Source organism: Pseudomonas sp. AC252 (assembly GCF_979258105.1).
In genome coordinates this window covers 3,504,651-3,521,439 of record NZ_OZ409837.1, presented here as the reverse complement: position 1 = coordinate 3,521,439, position 16,789 = coordinate 3,504,651, and the positions used below count along the sequence as shown (strand labels likewise).

The following is a 16,789-nucleotide window of genomic DNA, read 5'->3' as shown; positions in this document are numbered from 1 at the left end:
GGTCATGCACGCACGTGGTCAGGTTCTGCATGCGGCCGCCGAGTTGGTCGCCGCGTTTGCCCGTAACGATCGCGAAGCTTACTTCGGCGCATTCAGCACCGATGCCAGCTTCGTTTTCTACACCCTCGACCAGCCATTGCTGTCGCGCGATGCCTATCAGGCGTTGTGGGACCGCTGGCGTGCCGAGGATGGATTCGAGGTGCTGTCGTGCACCTCGAGCAACGTCTTTGTCAGCCTGCAGGGTGACGTGGCGATTTTCATCCATGACGTGGCCACCGAGCTGCGCATGCAAGGGGAGCAACACTTCAGCCAGGAGCGCGAGACGATTGTTTTCAGAAGACAAGCGTCGAGCCTAGAACAACAAGGCCTATGGCTGGCCTGTCACGAACATTTGTCCGCAATGCCGGAAGGGCTGCCACCCCCTTAGCCAATGGTGACGCTCACGCACGATGAGCGCGCCTGATGATCGGAGCAGATCATGAATAACAACAACAACGAAAAAAGCCTTAGCAGCATCGAAACAAACGGGGTCGAACAGATCCCGGATCATGAGCGCGACGCCCGACCCAGCGACCTGTTTCGCTTGATCTTCGGCGGCGCCAATACGTTTGCCACCGCTGTGCTCGGCAGTTTCCCGGTGCTGTTCGGCCTGTCGTTTCAGGCCGGTGTCTGGGCGATTGTGCTGGGTGTGGTGGTCGGTGCGCTGATCCTCGCACCGATGGGCCTGTTCGGCCCGCTCAATGGCACCAACAACGCCGTGTCTTCCGGTGCGCATTTCGGCGTGCACGGGCGGATTGTCGGGTCGTTCCTGTCGTTGCTGACGGCAATCGCGTTCTTCTCGCTGTCAGTGTGGAGCTCGGGTGATGCGCTGGTCGGCGGCGCCAAACGCCTGGTCGATTTGCCGGAAACCGACCTGACCCTGGGCCTGGCCTACGGTCTGTTCGCGCTGCTGGTGCTGACCGTGTGCATCTACGGTTTCCGCATCATGCTGTGGGTCAACCGCATCGCGGTGTGGGCCGCAAGCCTGTTGTTCCTGCTCGGCATCTTCGCCTTCGCCCCTGCATTTGACAGCCAGTACGCCGGCAGCGTGGCGCTGGGTCAGGCCGGGTTCTGGGCGGCATTCATCGGCGCGGCACTGGTGGCGATGAGCAACCCGATTTCCTTCGGTGCGTTCCTCGGCGACTGGTCGCGCTACATCCCGCGTGAAACGCCGAAAGGCCGGATCATGCTGGCGGTGATCGCGGCGCAACTGGCAACGTTGATTCCATTCCTGTTCGGCCTCTCCACCGCCACTATCGTGGCGATCAAGGCGCCGGACTACATCGCCGCGAACAACTATGTCGGCGGCTTGCTGGCCGTGTCGCCGAGCTGGTTCTTCCTGCCGGTGTGCCTGATTGCGGTGATCGGCGGCATGTCCACCGGCACCACGTCGCTGTATGGCACCGGCCTGGACATGTCCAGCGTGTTCCCGCGCGTGCTGTCCCGGGTCAAGGCGACCTTGCTGATCGGCGTGCTGTCGATCGCCTTCATCTTCATCGGCCGGTTTGCGGCGAACCTGGTGCAAAGCGTGTCGACCTTCGCCGTGCTGATCATCACCTGCACCACCCCTTGGATGGTGATCATGATCATTGGCCTGCTGGTGCGGCGCGGCTTCTACTGCCCGGATGACCTGCAAGTGTTCACCCGCGGCGAACAGGGCGGACGCTACTGGTTCAGCCACGGCTGGAACTGGCGCGGTCTGGGGGCGTGGATTCCGAGTGCGCTGGTCGGCCTGTGCTTCGTCAACCTGCCGGGGCAGTTCGTCGGCCCGCTGGGCGAACTGGCCGGTGGCATCGACATCAGCTTGCCGGTGACATTGGGCCTGGCGTCGGTGGTGTATCTGACGCTGCTCAAGCTGTTCCCGGAACCTCGGGAGGTGTTTGGCCCGATGGAAAGCGTAAAGGCACCGGCCAAAACGCCGTTGCGACAAGCTGCCTGATCAAACAAAAACCCTGTGGGAGCGAGCTTGCTCGCGAAAGCGGTCTGTCAGTCACATCCATCTTGAATGTGCCCCGGCCTTCGCGAGCAAGCTCGCTCCCACAGAGAGATTCGACCTTAGCCTCACCATAAAAAAGACAATCGGAGACACGCCATCATGGCTTTGGATTTATTCGTCGTACTCATTTATGCCGCTGCGATGCTGATTCTCGGCTACTACGGCATGCGCAAGGCCAAGACCCACGAAGACTATCTGGTGGCCGGGCGTAACCTGGGGCCGTCGCTGTACATGGGCACCATGGCAGCAACCGTCCTCGGTGGCGCGTCCACCGTCGGTACGGTGCGTCTGGGCTATGTTCATGGCATTTCCGGTTTCTGGCTGTGTGCGGCACTGGGCTGCGGCATCGTCGCGCTGAACCTGTTCCTCGCCAAGCCCTTGCTGAAGCTCAAGGTATTCACCGTTACCCAGGTCCTGGAGAAGCGCTACAACCCGATGGCACGCACCGCCAGTGCGACGATCATGCTCGCTTACGCGCTGATGATCGGCGTGACCTCGATTCTGGCGATCGGCACTGTGCTGCAAGTGTTGTTCGGTCTGCCCTTCTGGATCTCCGTACTGCTGGGCGGCGGTATCGTGGTGATTTATTCAACGATCGGCGGCATGTGGTCGCTGACCCTGACTGACATCGTCCAGTTCGGTATCCAGACCGTCGGCCTGATGTTCCTGCTGTTGCCGATCTGCCTGTACCGCGTCGGTGGCTGGGATCAACTGGTCGCGCAGCTGCCGGCGGCCAGCTTCAACTTCACCAGCATCGGCTGGGACACGATCATCACCTACTTCATGATCTACTTCTTCGGCATCCTGATCGGCCAGGACATCTGGCAGCGGGTGTTCACTGCCAAAAGCGAGAAAGTCGCCAAGTACGCCGGCACTTCAGCGGGGATCTACTGCATTATCTACGGCCTGGTCTGCGCCTTGATCGGCATGGCTGCGCATGTGCTGATTCCGGATCTGGACAACGTCAACAACGCCTTTGCCGCCATCGTCAAAGTCTCGCTGCCTGACGGCATCCGTGGCCTGGTGATCGCTGCCGCACTGGCGGCGATGATGTCCACCGCCAGCGCCGGCCTGCTCGCCGCGTCCACCACCCTGACCGAAGATCTGCTGCCGAAACTGCGCGGCGGCAAACAGTCCAACGTCGCGGTCAGCCGTCTGTTTACCCTGTTGACCGGGATCGCGGTGTTGGGCATTGCTCTGGTCGTCAACGACGTGATCAGCGCGCTGACTCTGGCTTACAACCTCTTGGTCGGCGGCATGCTGATTCCGCTGATGGGCGCGATTTTCTGGAAGCGTGCGACTACCGCCGGGGCGATCAGCGCGATGACGCTGGGCTTTATCACGGCGCTGGTGTTCATGGTCAAGGACGGCATGGACGCGAACACGCCGATCTATTACAGCCTGGGTGTCAGTCTGGTGAGCTTTGTACTGGTCAGCCTGTTCTCGCCGCGCCCGGCGACCGTGGCAACGGCGGTGTGAATCGGCTGTAACGACTTGATGTTTTCTTCAGCGGGTGTGGCGTCGGTGGCCACACCCGTTTTTTCGCTTGGCGAAAAGCAAAAGATCGCAGCCTCCGGCAGCTTCTACAAACTGTAGAAACTGTCGACGGCTGCGATCTTGAATTCTCTGATCGGAGCTATTAACGCCGACGTGGCTGGCGCCGACGCTGTTCGTCGTCCGTGCGAATCGGTACCGGTTGCAGAGGCGGTTCGATCAAACCGAGGGCAACTCCCAAATCGTGCAGCCAGTTCTGGATTTTCTCTTTCATCGTCATGCCCCCTTCAGGGTGGTGCTGAGCGGCCGGAATTCTGAGGCCGCTTCGCACTGATAATAGTCCGAAGTCCTACGCAATGCTCGGCCAAATCCGCAATGATCTGTTACTGAATTGAACAGAATCTGTTGCGATTGGTTCACGCTGTTTCACGCACTTCATGCAAAGCCACGGGATAGACCGCTTGCTGCACGTCGATCCAGGCATTCAGGTTGGCCCCGGCCATACCCTTGCGCCACATGAGCCATGTTGTCGCACCCGCGAACGGCTCGGCCAACGGATGCACCGCAACGCTCTCTCGACCCGGCAAACTGGCGAGCGTCGACTCGGCCATCAACGCCACACCACTGCCGGCGATCACACAGGCGAGCATGCCCTGATACGACTCGATCTCCATCGGCCGGCCCATCGCCGCGTGGTAGTGAGAGAACCACGCCTCCAGACGCATGCGATATGAACAGCCCCGACGGAAGGTGAATACCGAGCGCCCTTCCACGTCCCGCGCGCTGCGTACCGGTGGATGATCGATTTCAGTGATCAGCACCAGCCGTTCCTCGCACAGCGGCACGCCATCGAGCCCGGCCAGTTCCAGCGGTCCGTCGACCAATGCCGCGTCGAGGCGGCCGGTGAGCAACCCTTCGAGCAATTCCCCGGTCGGCGCCGATTGCACCTGCAAATTCACCATCGGGTACTGCTTGTGATAGCGCGCCAGCAACGCCGGCAGATGGATCGCCGCCGTGCTGTACATGGTGCCCAGCACGAAGTCGCCGGCCGGTTGCCCGCCCATCACCGCCGCACTGGCCTGATCGCGCAGAGCGAAGAGCTTGCCGGTGTAGTCGAGCAGGACCTTGCCCGCCGGCGACAACTGCAAGCGCTGCCGTTCGCGGACGAACAGCTCAACGCCCAGTTGCTCCTCGAGCTGTTTCAGCCGGGTCGACAGATTTGATGGCACCCGATGCAGACGCTCGGCGGCGCGGGTGATCGAGCCTTCCTCGGCGACCGCCTGAAATATCCGCAGTTGGCTGAATTCCACCTGCTTTCTCCTGAACAGAACAAGTTACTCACTATTATTCAATTTTAAAGAAAGTCAATCGATCCTAGCCTGACGGTCATTGATCCTTGAAGGAAGCCCGACCATGTCGCCGCTGATTCGCTTGTCTGCTTGCTTTGTTGCCCTGATGCTGGCCATGGGCATCGGCCGCTTCGCCCTGACGCCGCAAATGCCGCATCTGCTCAGCGAAGGGCAGATCGACCTGACCGCTGCCGGTCTGATCGCGGCGGCCAACTACCTCGGCTATCTGCTGGGTGCGGTGGATGCGATGTTCGCCCAGCGGCCGCAGCAGGTGCAGCGACGATTGCATGGCGGGCTGTGGCTGTGCGTGCTGCTGACCCTTGCGTCGTTCTGGGCCAATGGTTTCTGGTCGCACTTGCTGTTGCGTTTCGGCACCGGCGTGGCAAGTGCCTGGGTGCTGGTGATGATCACTTCACTCAGTCAGCCGCTGGCGGCGGCCGCGGGTCGTCCGCGCTGGGGTGCTCTGGTTTTTGCCGGACCGGGTCTGGGGATTTTTCTCACAGGGCTGCTGGCGCTGATCTCACACCGTTTGCAGCAGACATCGGCAACCCTGTGGCTGATTTATGCGGCCGCCGCGTTGCTGATGATGCTCGGCGTCTGGCGGTTGTTGCCGCAGCCCGCAACGGTAATGAAGACGACGATCGCCCCGGCGACTTCAGCGAACCGAGGCATTGGCCGGCTGGCGCTGGTGTACGCGCTGTACGGCATCGGCTACATCATTCCGGCAACGTTCCTGTCGCAGATGGCCAATGCGCAGTTTCACGGCCAGTGGCAGGCGGATCTGTTCTGGCCGTGCTTTGGCCTCGGCGCCGCGATAGGTGTATGGCTGGTGAGCTTGCGCCGGCATGACCCCGAAACCACGCGGCATTGGCTGATGGCGACATTGTGGCTGCAAGCGGCCGGGGTGTTCGCCTGTCTGCTGGGCAGCGGCCTCGGCCTGGCGTTGGGGGTGATCCTCTGCGGCACGCCGTTTCTGGCCTGCATGCAACTGGTCATGCAGCGCTCGCGGGAATTGGCGCCCCATGCCACTCAGCCCAATGCCGGGATGCTCACGGCGTGCTTCGCCGTCGGCCAGCTCAGCGGCCCGTTGCTGGCGGCGCTGAGCAGCCATTTCAGCGGCGGTTTGCAACCGGCGCTGCTGATCGCCGGCGCCGGCCTGTTGCTGGCCGGCGCGCTGGCGAGGCAGGCCAAGGCTACTGGCCCAGCGCCTTGCGCAAACGCCGACGCAGCCACTGTTCGGCGCTGACGAAAGTGATGCCGAGCAGCACCAGTACGGCGCCGATGACGAAGTTCACGCTCAACGCTTCACCCAGCAGGAGTACGCCGAAGGTCACGCCGAACAACGGCGTCATGAACGAGAACACCGCAAGGTTCGCCGCCAGATAACGGCGCAGCAGCCAGAACCACACCAGGTAGCTGAAGAACGACACCACCAGCCCTTGGAACAGCACACTGGCCACCGCCACGGTAGTCAGGCTGACGTGGGTGATCTGGCCGCTGAACAACGCGATCAACAGCAGACCGATGAAACCGACCATAAGCTGATAAAACAGGGTCAATGTCACCGGCGCTTCCGACAGTCGCGAGGCCCGTACCACCACGGTGGTCGCGCCCCAACAGGCGCCGGCCAATACGCCGAAGGCATCGCCCAGCAGCATGCGCCGATCAAGGTTGTCCCACGACACACCGCCGGCGAAGGCAATTGCGATGCCGATGAACGCCAGCAGAATCCCCAGCCATTGCAACGGGCGCAACCGCTCGCTGGCCAGCAGGAAATGCACGCCGAGTGCAGTGAAGATCGGTGCGGTATAGAGGAACACCGACATATGCGCGGCGGTGGTCAGTTGCAGGCCTTCGGCGATGAACAGGAACTCCAGACCAAACAGCGCACCGGCCAGCAAGCCGCCGCGCCAGGTGCTGCCGACCTGATCCCAACCGCCCTTCCAGCAGATCAGCAAACCGACCAGTAACGCAGAAATTCCTGAGCGCCCCGCCGCTTGCATCACCGGCGCGATGTCCGTTGCCGCCCACTTGATCAGGACTTGCTGCACACCCCAGATCAGGCACAGGCCGATCATCACTTGCAGGGCAAAACCGTCGGCATTGCGCCGCTCGGCACTCACCGCAACACCTCGAACGCACACAACATGGCAGGCCATCCAATGGTCAGAAAACAGTGTCGGGGATTATCAATCAGATGCGCGGAAAAAGCCGTCTGGAAAAGACCTTTATTTGGTCAGTGGCGTCAGCGCTGAATGGTTGACGGCTGCGCCGTCATTCGCGGGCAAGCCCGCTCCCACAGGGGATTTGTGGTGGAAGTGGAATTTGTGAACGACGGGAATTCATCGTGGGAGCGAGCCTGCTCGCGAAGAGGCCAGCATTGCCAACACAACTGCAGGATCAGCTCAGGCAAACCGCTTCGCCAACAAATGACCCACCGTGCAAGCAACTGCAGTCGCCACTGTCCCCCACGCCCAATCCATCAAACTCACCTGCACCGACCAGTCGCGCAAGGTCGCCCAATTAGTCAGGTCATAAGTGCCGTACGCCACCAGCCCCAGCAACGCACCGAGCTTCGCCGCTCGCTGCCAGCTCAGCGCCGGCAACACGACAAACACCACGCAGCCAATCACGTACAGGCAATAAAAAACCGCTGCGGGCAACAGCAGCGGTTTTTCCAGCATCAGCGAACCGAGCAGTTCGCGATAGGTCGGCGCCATCAGTAGCCCGAGCCAGATACCGTCGAGCAGAAGAAACGTCAGTAGCGTCGAGACGTAAGCGATCAGCGCCTTTTTCATTGGCTCACCCCTTAGATGTGGGAGCTGCCGATTTTCAAGATCAAGATCAAAAGATCGCAGCCTTCGGCAGCTCCTACCATGGGCCTGCGGCGAGTCAGGTTAGTTCAATGCGATCGGCGTGGATGACGATCTTGCCTTCCTTGTACAGCGAGCCGATGGCTTTCTTGAAGTTGCCCTTGCTGACGCCGAACAGGCTGCTGATCAATGCCGGATCGCTCTTGTCACTGACCGCCAGGGTGCCGTCGTTTTCGCGCAACTTGCCGAGAATCTTCGAACTCAGGCTGCTGGCCGCTTCCTGGCCAACCGGTTGCAGGCTCAGGCTGATCTTGCCGTCGGCGCGCACTTCCTTGATGAAGCCTTTCTCGCGCATGCCCGAACGCATGAACTTGAAGATTTCATTCTTGTGAATCAGGCCCCAGTGCTTGTTGTTGATGATCGCCTTGAAGCCCATGTCGGTGGCTTCGGCTACCAGCAGATCAACTTCCTGGCCCGGGCTGTAGGTGGCCGGGGTCTTGTCCAGGTAACGATCGAGGCGCGCGGTGGCGGTGATGCGGCGCGTGTGTTTGTCGAGGTAGACGTGCACCACGCAGTATTCGCCAGCAGTCATCTGGCGCTTTTCTTCCGAGTACGGTAGCAACAGATCTTTCGGCAGGCCCCAATCGAGGAACACGCCGATACTGTTGACTTCAACCACTTTCAGGCTGGCAAATTCGCCGACCTGAACTTTCGGTTTTTCCGTGGTGGCGAGAAGTTTGTCTTCGCTGTCCAGATAGATGAATACGTTGAGCCAGTCTTCATCTTCGCTGGGAATATCTTTAGGGATATAACGGTTGGGCAAAAGAATTTCGCCATCGGCACCGCCGTCCAGATATAAACCGAAGTTAGTGTGTTTAACCACTTGCAAACTGTTGTAACGCCCGACTAAAGCCATTTCCGAAACCCTCAATACGTGGGCGGCATTCTACCCGTTTTTGCCGCCAACGTCGGGCGACAGATCCTCGCAGCGGAAAATCTGCGTCAACCTGTTGATTTGCTTGAGCACTGCCCGACGAGGTGCCGCTCGTCAGTCCGCCCAAGCGGCTTGCGGCTGCGCCCGATCGCCTCGTCGCGCGCACATGTTCTTATTTAAAACAGCAGCTTAGCGGCATATTTAAAGTATCGAACCGGCAATAATGCAGCGCTGGGGTTGGTTATTCCGGGGGATATTTACCAAGCTATTGTCAAGTTATTCCTGTACGATGCCTGGCCGAGTTACTTTTCTAAAGGTTAATGGCCGCCATGCGTGTAAAAGCATCCACCAGCAAAGCAAAGCCAGCTCCAGCCGTTGAAACCAGCGAATCGATCAACGATCAGATCGCAGCATTCCTCAAGTCCGGCGGCGAGATTCAGCAAATTGCCAAAGGCGTCAGTGGCCAGACATTCGGCCCGTCCAAGCAGATCAGCCTGGGCAAGAAGTAATACCGGTTTCACCCCGTCCAGAGGCGCTTTGAGCTTCGAAGCGCCTGGACTGGCACCGCGAAACACCCCTTCGCCTTAAACTAAAATTCCCGAAAATCGACGAACGGCCATCAATGCCGGGCATTCGCCGGTATCCTTGCACGCGTCTAGATCAAGCGTTTCAGCAGGCCTTCGCCCTGCGCTCGCGGTTCATGGAGTGACGCATGCGCCCATTACCCTGTTTATTGTTCGTCAGCCTGCTGTCAGGCACGGCTGCGCACGCGCAGGTTTTTCAGGGTGAGTTGGGCGACTTCGATCTCAAGCTAGGCACCACGCCCAGCCGCAGCATGGCCCAGGGTCTGGTCAAACCAGCGGCGGTCGGTTCGTTCCACGGTGGCCTCGATCTGAGCCACGACAGCGGCGTGTATTTCGGCCAGTACGCGCCGAGCATGGGCATCAGCCCGGGCAAGAACCTCGAGATCGATTCCTACGTCGGCTTCAAGCAACCTTTCGATCAGGTGCTCGGCTATGAAGTCGGGATGATCCATTACAGCTATCCCCGCGTGGACACCCTCGACAGCCAAGAGCTGTTCGGTGGCCTGACCCTGCTCGGCAGTCGCTTTGGCATTGCCCTGAGCAACGACCCGGATAAACAGAACAACACCTTGTTTGCCGACCTCACTGGCAATCAGCCGTTCGGCATTGGCGTGAGCATGAAATACACCACGCACCAATTGAATACGCCGGTGGCGGTGGACGGCGGGTATATCAGCAGTTTCACCGATTGGTCAGTGAAGCTGTCGAGGCCATTCATGGGCGTCGATCTTGATTTGATCTACAGCAATTCCAGCCTCAGCGGCAGCGATTGCTCGGCCTATTCCGGGCACAACAGCGAGTGCGACGGCCTCGTCACCCTCAAGGCTGTACGCACGTTCTATTGATCGGCTGAACTGCCGCGCGCATCCTGCATCACATAAGAATCAGATTTCCGACGCCAGGCTCTCGCAAGGATTTGCCCATGTCTCGCTGGTTCAAACAGATTGCCGCCCTGCTGATCTTCACCCTCGCCCTTGGCGCTTGCAGCCGCGTGGGCCTGGCCTACCGCAACCTCGACGTGATTATCCCGTGGTCGCTGAGCGATTACGTGGACATGAACGGCGAGCAGAAAGACTGGTTCAACGAACGGCTCAAAGAACACCTGAGCTGGCACTGCACTACGCAGTTACCCGGTTACCTCGACTGGCTGGACCGATTGCAGGCCATGGTCGAAAGCAATCAGGTCACCGACGCCGCCCTGCAGGAGCGCACCGCCGAAGCCAAGCAGGCCATTGCCGAAACCGCCCGGGAAATCACCCCTTCGGCCATTGAGCTGCTGCAAGGTCTGGACGATAAACAGGTGGCGGAAATGAACGACGCGTTTGCCAAGGATTTGCGCAAACGTCAGCAGGAATACGTGAAACCGCCGTTAGCGCAGCAGATCAAGGAACGCGGCGAGCGCATGGAAAAACGCCTGAACGATTGGCTGGGCCCGCTCAGCGACACGCAGAAACAACGCGTTGTGGCCTGGACCAACGCCTTGGGCGACCAGAACACCCAATGGATCGCCAACCGCGCGCATTGGCAGCAACAGTTCAGCGCCGCGGTTGCGCAACGCAAAAGCGCGGAATTCCCACAACGCATCGAGACGCTTCTGGTCAACCGCGAGCGGTTATGGACAGCGGATTACCGCAAGGCCTACGCCAACACCGAAGCCCAGGCGCGCTCGCTGTTCGTTGACCTGATGGCAGAGAGCACACCGCAGCAGCGTGAGCGTTTGTTGAAGAAAATCGAGGGAGTGCGTAAGGACTTCAATGACCTCAAGTGCCTGAAGGCTGCACAAAAACCCTGAGAAATACACATCCCCTGTAGGAGTGAGCCTGCTCGCGATAGCGTTATTTCTGTCAGTACATCTGTGACTGACAGACCGCTATCGCGAGCAGGCTCACTCCTACCAAGGGGCGGTGTTCAGTCAGGCGATTTGAGCCTTTGAGGCGACTTCATCAAACGTCACTTCATCCAGCGCATCCTCCTGCTCATCCAGCACCTGACGCGGATGATCGTTGCCGGGGATGCTGCTGTCGATCAGGCTCAACAGGCTGGAGCCACGCGGGGTCAGAATGAAGTTATTGCCGGTGCTGCCTTCATGATCCGGCCGCGGCTCGATGAATCCGCGCTCCAGCAAGAGCTTTTCATAATCACAGGCCAGGGTTTTCAAGTGATCGAGATTGTCGATCGGCTCGCCGGCGCTGGCTTTCTCGGCCGCATGATCTTCGGCATAAGCGCGGGGTGCGAAGCTGTGGCCAGCGCTGTTCTGCACTTCATGCAGCAAACGTTCAATCAAATCCCAGTTATAAGTCGTCATCCTGATCCAACCTCCGGTGCGGGTGATTTTGTGCCGCGTTCAAGGTTGTGACCGAAGCGCTGCGCAGCCGTTCAGCAGTATTTCAGGCCTCGACCGACCGGCGGCTGTCGATTACCTCGCACGTTGAACGACTAGGCTGAAACAGCCGGTTCAATCCGCAGGAGACATCGTCATGAACGTTGCAAACCATCCGGTGGTATCACGCGAAGAATGGCTCGCCGCCCGCGAGCAGCATCTGGCCCACGAAAAAGCCTTCACCCGCGAACGCGATCGCCTCAGCGCCGAGCGCCGCGCCTTGCCGTGGGTGAAGGTCGACAAGGACTATCATTTTCAAGGGCCGAAAGGCGAGCTCAAGCTCAACGACCTGTTTGGCAACAACAGCCAGTTGATCATCTACCATTTCATGTTCGCCAAAGGCTGGGAGCAAGGCTGCCAGGGCTGCTCGTTCCTCAGTGACCACATTGACGGCGCCAACCAGCACCTGGCCCATCACGACGTCGCCGTAGTCGCCGTTTCCCACGCGCCGTTCGACGAGTTTCAGGCATTCAAACAACGGATGGGCTGGAAATTTGACTGGGTCTCGTCAGAAGGCTGCGATTTCAATTACGACTTCGGCGTCTGCGCCCGGGCTGAAGACGTCGCCGAGGGCAAGGCTACCTACAACTACGAAAAAACCCACAGCGCCGAGGAAGAAATGCCGGGGCTGAGCGTGTTTTATCGCAACGACAAAGGCGAGATTTTCCACACTTACTCAACATACGCGCGCGGTCTGGACATGCTGGTTGGCGCTTACCACTACCTCGATCTGACGCCCAAAGGCAGGAATGAAGACGAGATCATGGAATGGGTGCGGCATCATGATCGGTATAACGGTGCGACGAAGTCGGGCTGCTGTCATGCCGATTGAGCGCAACGCTGCCTCCACAGTTTCTGAACTTTTAACAGGCTTCAGCCCTCAACCGGTTAACCCGCCTTAACCGGAACTGAGGCCTGCCCATGAAAACCCTGATCAAGCTGTCTCTCGCCGCCACCCTTGTCTGCGCCCTGCCCGTCTGGGCCTGCACGCCGGAAGAGGCGACGATCAAACGCGAACAACTGGCCAAGGAAGTCTCCAAGCTCACCGAGCAGAATCCGGAAAAGGCCAAGGAGATCAACGCCGAGTTGCAGAAAATGGATCTGGGCACGGCCAGCGCCGATCTGCCGGACAAATGCCAGTTGATCGATCAGCGTCTGAAGGAACTGGGGTCGGCGGAGAAGAAAGCTGACAGTTAAGACGAAAAAAAACCGGACAATGTCCGGTTTTTTTATATGTGATGCTAAAGCTTACTCAGCCGCAGGCTCGGCCGGTTTGCGACGCTTGAGCGGGGCCATGCCGTCGCTGCTGACCAGAGAATCCGGCTTCGGACGGTTCACGCTCTTGCGCTTGGTCGGTGTCTTGGCCGTGGTTTTCTTCTTGTCGCCCTTGGCATCGGTCTTTTTCTTTTTCACGCCGACGGCTTTACCCGAGGCCTTGACCTTTTTCGGCCCGCCGTAGGTGCCTTTGACTTCCTTGATGGTGCGGCGCTCGAAGCTTTGCTTGAGGTAGCGCTCGATGCTCGACATCAGGTTCCAGTCGCCGTGGCAGATCAGCGAGATCGCCAGACCATCGTTGCCGGCACGGCCGGTACGACCGATGCGGTGCACGTATTCGTCGCCGCTGCGTGGCATGTCGAAGTTGATCACCAGATCCAGACCGTCGACGTCCAGACCACGGGCCGCAACGTCAGTCGCGACGAGGATTTTTACACCGCCCTGCTTCAGACGATCGATCGCCAGTTTGCGATCCTTCTGGTCTTTCTCGCCATGCAGCACGAACGCTTTGTATTCCTGAGCCACCAGACGGCCGTAGATGCGGTCGGCCATGGCGCGGGTGTTGGTGAAGACGATGGCTTTCTGGTAGGTCTCGTTGGCCAGCAGCCAGTTCACAATCTGCTCTTTGTGCTGATTGTGGTCGGCGGTGATGATTTGCTGACGAGTCGTCGAGTTGAGCTGGCTGACCGCGTTGAGCTGCAGGTGCTCCGGGTTGTTCAGGACCTTGGCGATCATCTCGCGCAAGCCGGAACCGCCGGTGGTGGCGGAGAACAGCATGGTCTGCTGACGGTTCGGGCACTCATCGACCAGACGCTGCACGTCCTCGGCGAATCCCATGTCGAGCATGCGGTCGGCCTCGTCGAGCACCAGCACTTCGACTTCTTTCAGGTCGAGGTTGCCAGCGTTGAGCTGCTCGATCATCCGCCCCGGAGTGCCGATGAGGATGTCCGGCACTTTGCGCAGCATTGCGGCCTGGACTTTAAAGTCTTCGCCGCCAGTGATCAGGCCGGACTTGATGAAGGTGAACTGCGCAAAGCGTTCGACTTCCTTCAACGTCTGCTGGGCCAGTTCACGGGTTGGCAGCAGGATCAGCGTCTTGATGCTCACGCGGATCTTCGCCGGGCCGATCAGGCGATTGAGAATCGGCAGGACGAAAGCGGCGGTTTTGCCGCTACCGGTTTGCGCCGTCACCCGCAGATCACGCCCCTGGAGCGCCAGCGGGATGGCCGCGGCTTGCACTGGCGTTGGCTCGACAAATTTCAGCTCGGCCACGGCTTTGAGCAGGCGTTCGTGCAGGGCGAATTGGGAAAACACGGGTGCTACCTCGAAGATATGCAAAAAAACAGCTGCATAGGTTACCGGTTTCGAGCGCTCAGGCCGAGTTTCTTTGTGCAAACGGCGACAATCAGTGGTTTTTTTGTTGCCCGATTTGTCACTCGCTGCAATACACAGCGTTTTAAATGCTCTAATCGGCCCTCGCGTCTTACAGAAGAAACGTTTCGCTCATGGATATCAAACAGCTCTGGCTCAAAGCCCAAGGCCTCTGGGGCACGCTCGAAGAGCACCCACTTCTGCAATCGGGACTGGCGCTGTTGGTGCTGCTGGTCATCGCGCTGGTGCTCGGACGAGTGGCCCGTTATCTGATCCTGCACGCCAGCCGCATGCTCGGCCGCCAACCGGCGCTGCACTGGATCAACGATTTTCGCCACAACAAGGTGTTTCAACGGCTGGCGCAGATGACGCCGTCGCTGGTGATCCAGTTCGGCCTGCACCTGGTGCCGGAGCTGAGCAAAACCGCGATGAATTTTCTCGGCAACGTCGCCCTGGCCTTCACCATCCTGTTCCTGCTGCTGGCGGTCAGCGCCCTGCTCAACGCCCTGCTCGACATCTACGCACGCACCGAACACGCTCGCACCCGCTCGATCAAAGGCTATGTGCAGTTGACGAAAATGGTCTTGTACGTGTTCGGCGCGATCATTATCGTCGCCACCCTGATCGACCGCTCGCCGCTGTTGCTATTGTCCGGTCTGGGTGCGATGTCGGCGGTGATTCTGTTGGTCTACAAGGACACGCTGCTGTCGTTCGTCGCCAGCGTGCAGCTGACCAGCAACGACATGCTGCGGGTCGGCGACTGGATCGAGATGCCGCAAGTCGGCGCCGATGGCGACGTGGTCGACATCACGCTGCACACGGTCAAGGTGCAGAATTTCGACAAGACGATCGTCTCGATCCCGACCTGGCGGCTGATGTCCGAGTCGTTCAAGAACTGGCGTGGCATGCAGCAATCGGGCGGTCGGCGGATCAAACGCAGCCTGTTCATCGATGCCAGCGGCGTGCGCTTCATCCGCGACGACGAGGAAGAAAAGCTCTCGCAGGTGCACCTGCTGACCGACTACATGGGCCGAAAGAAAGCCGAGCTCAAGGCCTGGAACGAAGCCCAGGGCAATGTCGCAGCCATGTCGGCCAACCGCCGCCGCATGACCAACATCGGCACCTTCCGCGCCTACGCACTGGCGTATCTGAAGAGTCATCCGGAGATTCAGCCGAACATGACCTGCATGGTCCGGCAGATGCAGACCACCGCGCAGGGCATTCCGCTGGAAATCTACTGCTTCACCCGCACCACCGTGTGGGCCGATTACGAGCGGATTCAGGGGGATATTTTCGATTATTTGCTGGCGGTGTTGCCGGAGTTTGGCTTGAGTCTGTATCAACAGCCAAGTGGCGGGGATTTGCGCGCGGGGTTGCTGCCGGCGGTGTTGGGCTCGGCGAGTATTCCGCAGCCGGAAAAACACCTGATGTAACCCAAAGATCCAATGTGGGAGCGAGCCTGCTCGCGAATGCAATGTGTCAGTCGACCCATACTTATCTGACCCAACGCCTTCGCGAGCAGGCTCGCTCCCACAGGGGTTATGCGGCGCCCGGGGATTTGCGGATGCCCAACCGACTGATCCACACAGCCGCCAGAATCACACCCCTCCAAGGAACAACCGCCCCAGTTCCTCATGCTGATTCCAGATCAGCAAATTCAACAGCAGCCCCACCGGCACATGCAGGTTATTCATCACCGCAAGTGTGCCGCCGTTGACCATGCACGCGCCTTTGTTCCACCAGTACAGACCCAGCGCCGTCGACACCAGTCCGAGAAACAGCAACACCGCCCATTGCAGCGGCGCTTCCGGCAGGAAGTTCGACTTGCCGAACAACAGGAACGCCGGCAGCACCACCGCCAGTGCGCCCAGGTAGAAATAACCGAAACGCCGGTAATGCGGCAGATCGCTCGGATGCTTGGCCACCAGATGCTTGTACAACACTTGCCCGGCGGCGTAGGTGAAGTTGGCCAGTTGCAGCAGCAGGAAGCCCATGAAGAAGTCTGGACTGATGCTGTCGAAACGAATCACCGCCGCACCGCCCACAGCGACCAGCGCGGCAACCAATGCCCACGGATTGAAGCGGCGGTTCAGCGCGTCTTCGATCAACGTCACATGCAGCGGCGTGAGGATGGTGAACAGCAAAACCTCCGGCACCGTCAGCACGCGAAAGCTCAGGTACAGGCAGACGTAAGTCACCCCGAACTGCAACGCGCCGATCAGCAACATGCCACGCATGAACGCCGGCTCCACCGAACGCCAGCGCGTCAACGGAATGAACACCAATCCGGCCAGCACCACACGCACCAGCACCGCGAAGTAACTGTCGACATGCCCGGCCAGGTATTCGCCGATCAGACTGAAGGAAAACGCCTGGATCAGCGTGACAAAAAGTAGATAGCCCATGCTCGCCTCGAAAATCGAATGGCGGCGACGATAGCGGTTTTTGCGCCAGACCGCGAACCCTCGAACAACACAAATCCCTGTGGGAGCGGGCTTGCCCGCGATGAGGGAGGGTCAGGCAAGTATTTGTCGACTGACACTCCGCCATCGCG

General features: G+C 59.6%; 17 protein-coding genes and 1 pseudogene. 10 read left to right on the top strand and 8 right to left on the bottom strand.

The genetic code is table 11. The annotated features are described in order from the left end of the window. Positions 1–4 precede the first annotated feature (4 nt). From ACZZZ4_RS16070 to ACZZZ4_RS16060, 3 genes are all read left to right on the top strand, one after another. A complete protein-coding gene (locus ACZZZ4_RS16070) occupies positions 5–427 on the top strand; it encodes a YybH family protein (protein ID WP_463548219.1) in 423 nt (140 codons plus the stop codon). Between the two features lie 51 nt (positions 428–478). Beyond that, the gene (locus ACZZZ4_RS16065; RefSeq protein WP_463548218.1) at positions 479–1,978 is read left to right on the top strand and encodes a purine-cytosine permease family protein; all 1,500 of its coding nucleotides are present in this window, start codon (positions 479–481) and stop codon (positions 1,976–1,978) included. 156 nt (positions 1,979–2,134) lie between these two features. Next, entirely contained in the window at positions 2,135–3,514 is a 1,380-nt protein-coding gene (locus ACZZZ4_RS16060) for a sodium:solute symporter family protein (RefSeq protein WP_039761028.1), read from the top strand. Between the two features lie 160 nt (positions 3,515–3,674). Here the strand turns inward: ACZZZ4_RS16060 and ACZZZ4_RS16055 are convergent, their stop codons facing one another. Further along, on the bottom strand, positions 3,675–3,803 hold the full coding sequence (locus tag ACZZZ4_RS16055; RefSeq protein WP_003184145.1) for a PA1414 family protein: 129 nt from the start codon (positions 3,801–3,803) through the stop codon (positions 3,675–3,677). 142 nt (positions 3,804–3,945) lie between these two features. Next, complete coding sequence (gene ptrR / locus ACZZZ4_RS16050) at positions 3,946–4,839, bottom strand: putrescine utilization regulator PtrR (RefSeq protein ID WP_463548217.1); 894 nt, start codon at positions 4,837–4,839, stop codon at positions 3,946–3,948. Positions 4,840–4,942: 103 nt separating this feature from the next. Here ptrR and ACZZZ4_RS16045 point away from each other — a divergent pair, with 103 nt between their 5' ends. Then, positions 4,943–6,124 (top strand): MFS transporter, encoded by a 1,182-nt coding sequence (locus ACZZZ4_RS16045; protein ID WP_463548216.1) that lies wholly within the window; start codon positions 4,943–4,945, stop codon positions 6,122–6,124. Here ACZZZ4_RS16045 and ACZZZ4_RS16040 read toward each other — a convergent pair. The 3 genes from ACZZZ4_RS16040 to ACZZZ4_RS16030 form a co-directional block, all read right to left on the bottom strand. Then, entirely contained in the window at positions 6,072–7,001 is a 930-nt protein-coding gene (locus ACZZZ4_RS16040) for a DMT family transporter (RefSeq protein WP_129998989.1), read from the bottom strand. The two genes, ACZZZ4_RS16045 and ACZZZ4_RS16040, sit on opposite strands and share 53 nt — an antisense overlap. A 282-nt stretch (positions 7,002–7,283) precedes the next feature. Further along, positions 7,284–7,676 (bottom strand): DUF2177 family protein, encoded by a 393-nt coding sequence (locus tag ACZZZ4_RS16035; protein WP_463548215.1) that lies wholly within the window; start codon positions 7,674–7,676, stop codon positions 7,284–7,286. A 94-nt stretch (positions 7,677–7,770) separates the two neighbouring features. Further along, positions 7,771–8,607: a CvfB family protein gene (locus ACZZZ4_RS16030; RefSeq protein WP_016771157.1), complete on the bottom strand. Its 837-nt coding sequence runs from the start codon at positions 8,605–8,607 to the stop codon at positions 7,771–7,773. A 338-nt stretch (positions 8,608–8,945) separates the two neighbouring features. On the opposite strand from ACZZZ4_RS16030, the gene ACZZZ4_RS16025 reads away from it, so the two are divergent. The 3 genes from ACZZZ4_RS16025 (at position 8,946) to ACZZZ4_RS16015 (ending at position 11,001) form a co-directional block, all read left to right on the top strand. After that, positions 8,946–9,134: a hypothetical protein gene (locus ACZZZ4_RS16025; protein ID WP_016985943.1), complete on the top strand. Its 189-nt coding sequence runs from the start codon at positions 8,946–8,948 to the stop codon at positions 9,132–9,134. Between the two features lie 203 nt (positions 9,135–9,337). Next, positions 9,338–10,054: a TorF family putative porin gene (locus ACZZZ4_RS16020; RefSeq protein WP_039761016.1), complete on the top strand. Its 717-nt coding sequence runs from the start codon at positions 9,338–9,340 to the stop codon at positions 10,052–10,054. A 77-nt stretch (positions 10,055–10,131) separates the two neighbouring features. Then, positions 10,132–11,001 (top strand): DUF6279 family lipoprotein, encoded by an 870-nt coding sequence (locus ACZZZ4_RS16015; RefSeq protein ID WP_039761013.1) that lies wholly within the window; start codon positions 10,132–10,134, stop codon positions 10,999–11,001. 120 nt (positions 11,002–11,121) lie between these two features. Here the strand turns inward: ACZZZ4_RS16015 and ACZZZ4_RS16010 are convergent, their stop codons facing one another. Then, positions 11,122–11,514: a hypothetical protein gene (locus ACZZZ4_RS16010; RefSeq protein WP_056783658.1), complete on the bottom strand. Its 393-nt coding sequence runs from the start codon at positions 11,512–11,514 to the stop codon at positions 11,122–11,124. A gap of 172 nt (positions 11,515–11,686) precedes the next feature. Between ACZZZ4_RS16010 and ACZZZ4_RS16005 the strand changes: the two genes are divergently transcribed. Both ACZZZ4_RS16005 and ACZZZ4_RS16000 read left to right on the top strand, forming a co-directional pair. Further along, a complete protein-coding gene (locus ACZZZ4_RS16005) occupies positions 11,687–12,421 on the top strand; it encodes a DUF899 domain-containing protein (RefSeq protein ID WP_463548214.1) in 735 nt (244 codons plus the stop codon). 89 nt (positions 12,422–12,510) lie between these two features. After that, the gene (locus tag ACZZZ4_RS16000; RefSeq protein ID WP_024012041.1) at positions 12,511–12,786 is read left to right on the top strand and encodes a hypothetical protein; all 276 of its coding nucleotides are present in this window, start codon (positions 12,511–12,513) and stop codon (positions 12,784–12,786) included. A 51-nt stretch (positions 12,787–12,837) separates the two neighbouring features. On the opposite strand, the gene ACZZZ4_RS15995 is transcribed toward ACZZZ4_RS16000, so the two are convergent. Continuing rightward, positions 12,838–14,178: a DEAD/DEAH box helicase gene (locus tag ACZZZ4_RS15995; RefSeq protein WP_463548213.1), complete on the bottom strand. Its 1,341-nt coding sequence runs from the start codon at positions 14,176–14,178 to the stop codon at positions 12,838–12,840. 191 nt (positions 14,179–14,369) lie between these two features. Here ACZZZ4_RS15995 and ACZZZ4_RS15990 point away from each other — a divergent pair, with 191 nt between their 5' ends. After that, positions 14,370–15,668 (top strand): mechanosensitive ion channel family protein, encoded by a 1,299-nt coding sequence (locus tag ACZZZ4_RS15990; protein ID WP_415763359.1) that lies wholly within the window; start codon positions 14,370–14,372, stop codon positions 15,666–15,668. 106 nt (positions 15,669–15,774) lie between these two features. On the opposite strand, the pseudogene ACZZZ4_RS15985 reads toward ACZZZ4_RS15990, so the two are convergent. After that, positions 15,775–16,640 (bottom strand): annotated as a pseudogene (locus ACZZZ4_RS15985) (carboxylate/amino acid/amine transporter). Positions 16,641–16,789 lie beyond the last annotated feature (149 nt).

Bases quoted from the DNA above. Each gene is read 5' to 3' on its own strand.
- ACZZZ4_RS16070 (WP_463548219.1), top strand. From the start codon at position 5: ATGCACGCACGTGGTCAGGTTCTGCATGCGGCCGCCGAGTTGGTCGCC.
- ACZZZ4_RS16065 (WP_463548218.1), top strand. From the start codon at position 479: ATGAATAACAACAACAACGAAAAAAGCCTTAGCAGCATCGAAACAAAC.
- ACZZZ4_RS16060 (WP_039761028.1), top strand. From the start codon at position 2,135: ATGGCTTTGGATTTATTCGTCGTACTCATTTATGCCGCTGCGATGCTG.
- ACZZZ4_RS16055 (WP_003184145.1), bottom strand. From the start codon at position 3,803: ATGAAAGAGAAAATCCAGAACTGGCTGCACGATTTGGGAGTTGCCCTC.
- ACZZZ4_RS16045 (WP_463548216.1), top strand. From the start codon at position 4,943: ATGTCGCCGCTGATTCGCTTGTCTGCTTGCTTTGTTGCCCTGATGCTG.
- ACZZZ4_RS16035 (WP_463548215.1), bottom strand. From the start codon at position 7,676: ATGAAAAAGGCGCTGATCGCTTACGTCTCGACGCTACTGACGTTTCTT.
- ACZZZ4_RS16030 (WP_016771157.1), bottom strand. From the start codon at position 8,607: ATGGCTTTAGTCGGGCGTTACAACAGTTTGCAAGTGGTTAAACACACT.
- ACZZZ4_RS16025 (WP_016985943.1), top strand. From the start codon at position 8,946: ATGGCCGCCATGCGTGTAAAAGCATCCACCAGCAAAGCAAAGCCAGCT.
- ACZZZ4_RS16020 (WP_039761016.1), top strand. From the start codon at position 9,338: ATGCGCCCATTACCCTGTTTATTGTTCGTCAGCCTGCTGTCAGGCACG.
- ACZZZ4_RS16015 (WP_039761013.1), top strand. From the start codon at position 10,132: ATGTCTCGCTGGTTCAAACAGATTGCCGCCCTGCTGATCTTCACCCTC.
- ACZZZ4_RS16010 (WP_056783658.1), bottom strand. From the start codon at position 11,514: ATGACGACTTATAACTGGGATTTGATTGAACGTTTGCTGCATGAAGTG.
- ACZZZ4_RS16005 (WP_463548214.1), top strand. From the start codon at position 11,687: ATGAACGTTGCAAACCATCCGGTGGTATCACGCGAAGAATGGCTCGCC.
- ACZZZ4_RS16000 (WP_024012041.1), top strand. From the start codon at position 12,511: ATGAAAACCCTGATCAAGCTGTCTCTCGCCGCCACCCTTGTCTGCGCC.
- ACZZZ4_RS15990 (WP_415763359.1), top strand. From the start codon at position 14,370: ATGGATATCAAACAGCTCTGGCTCAAAGCCCAAGGCCTCTGGGGCACG.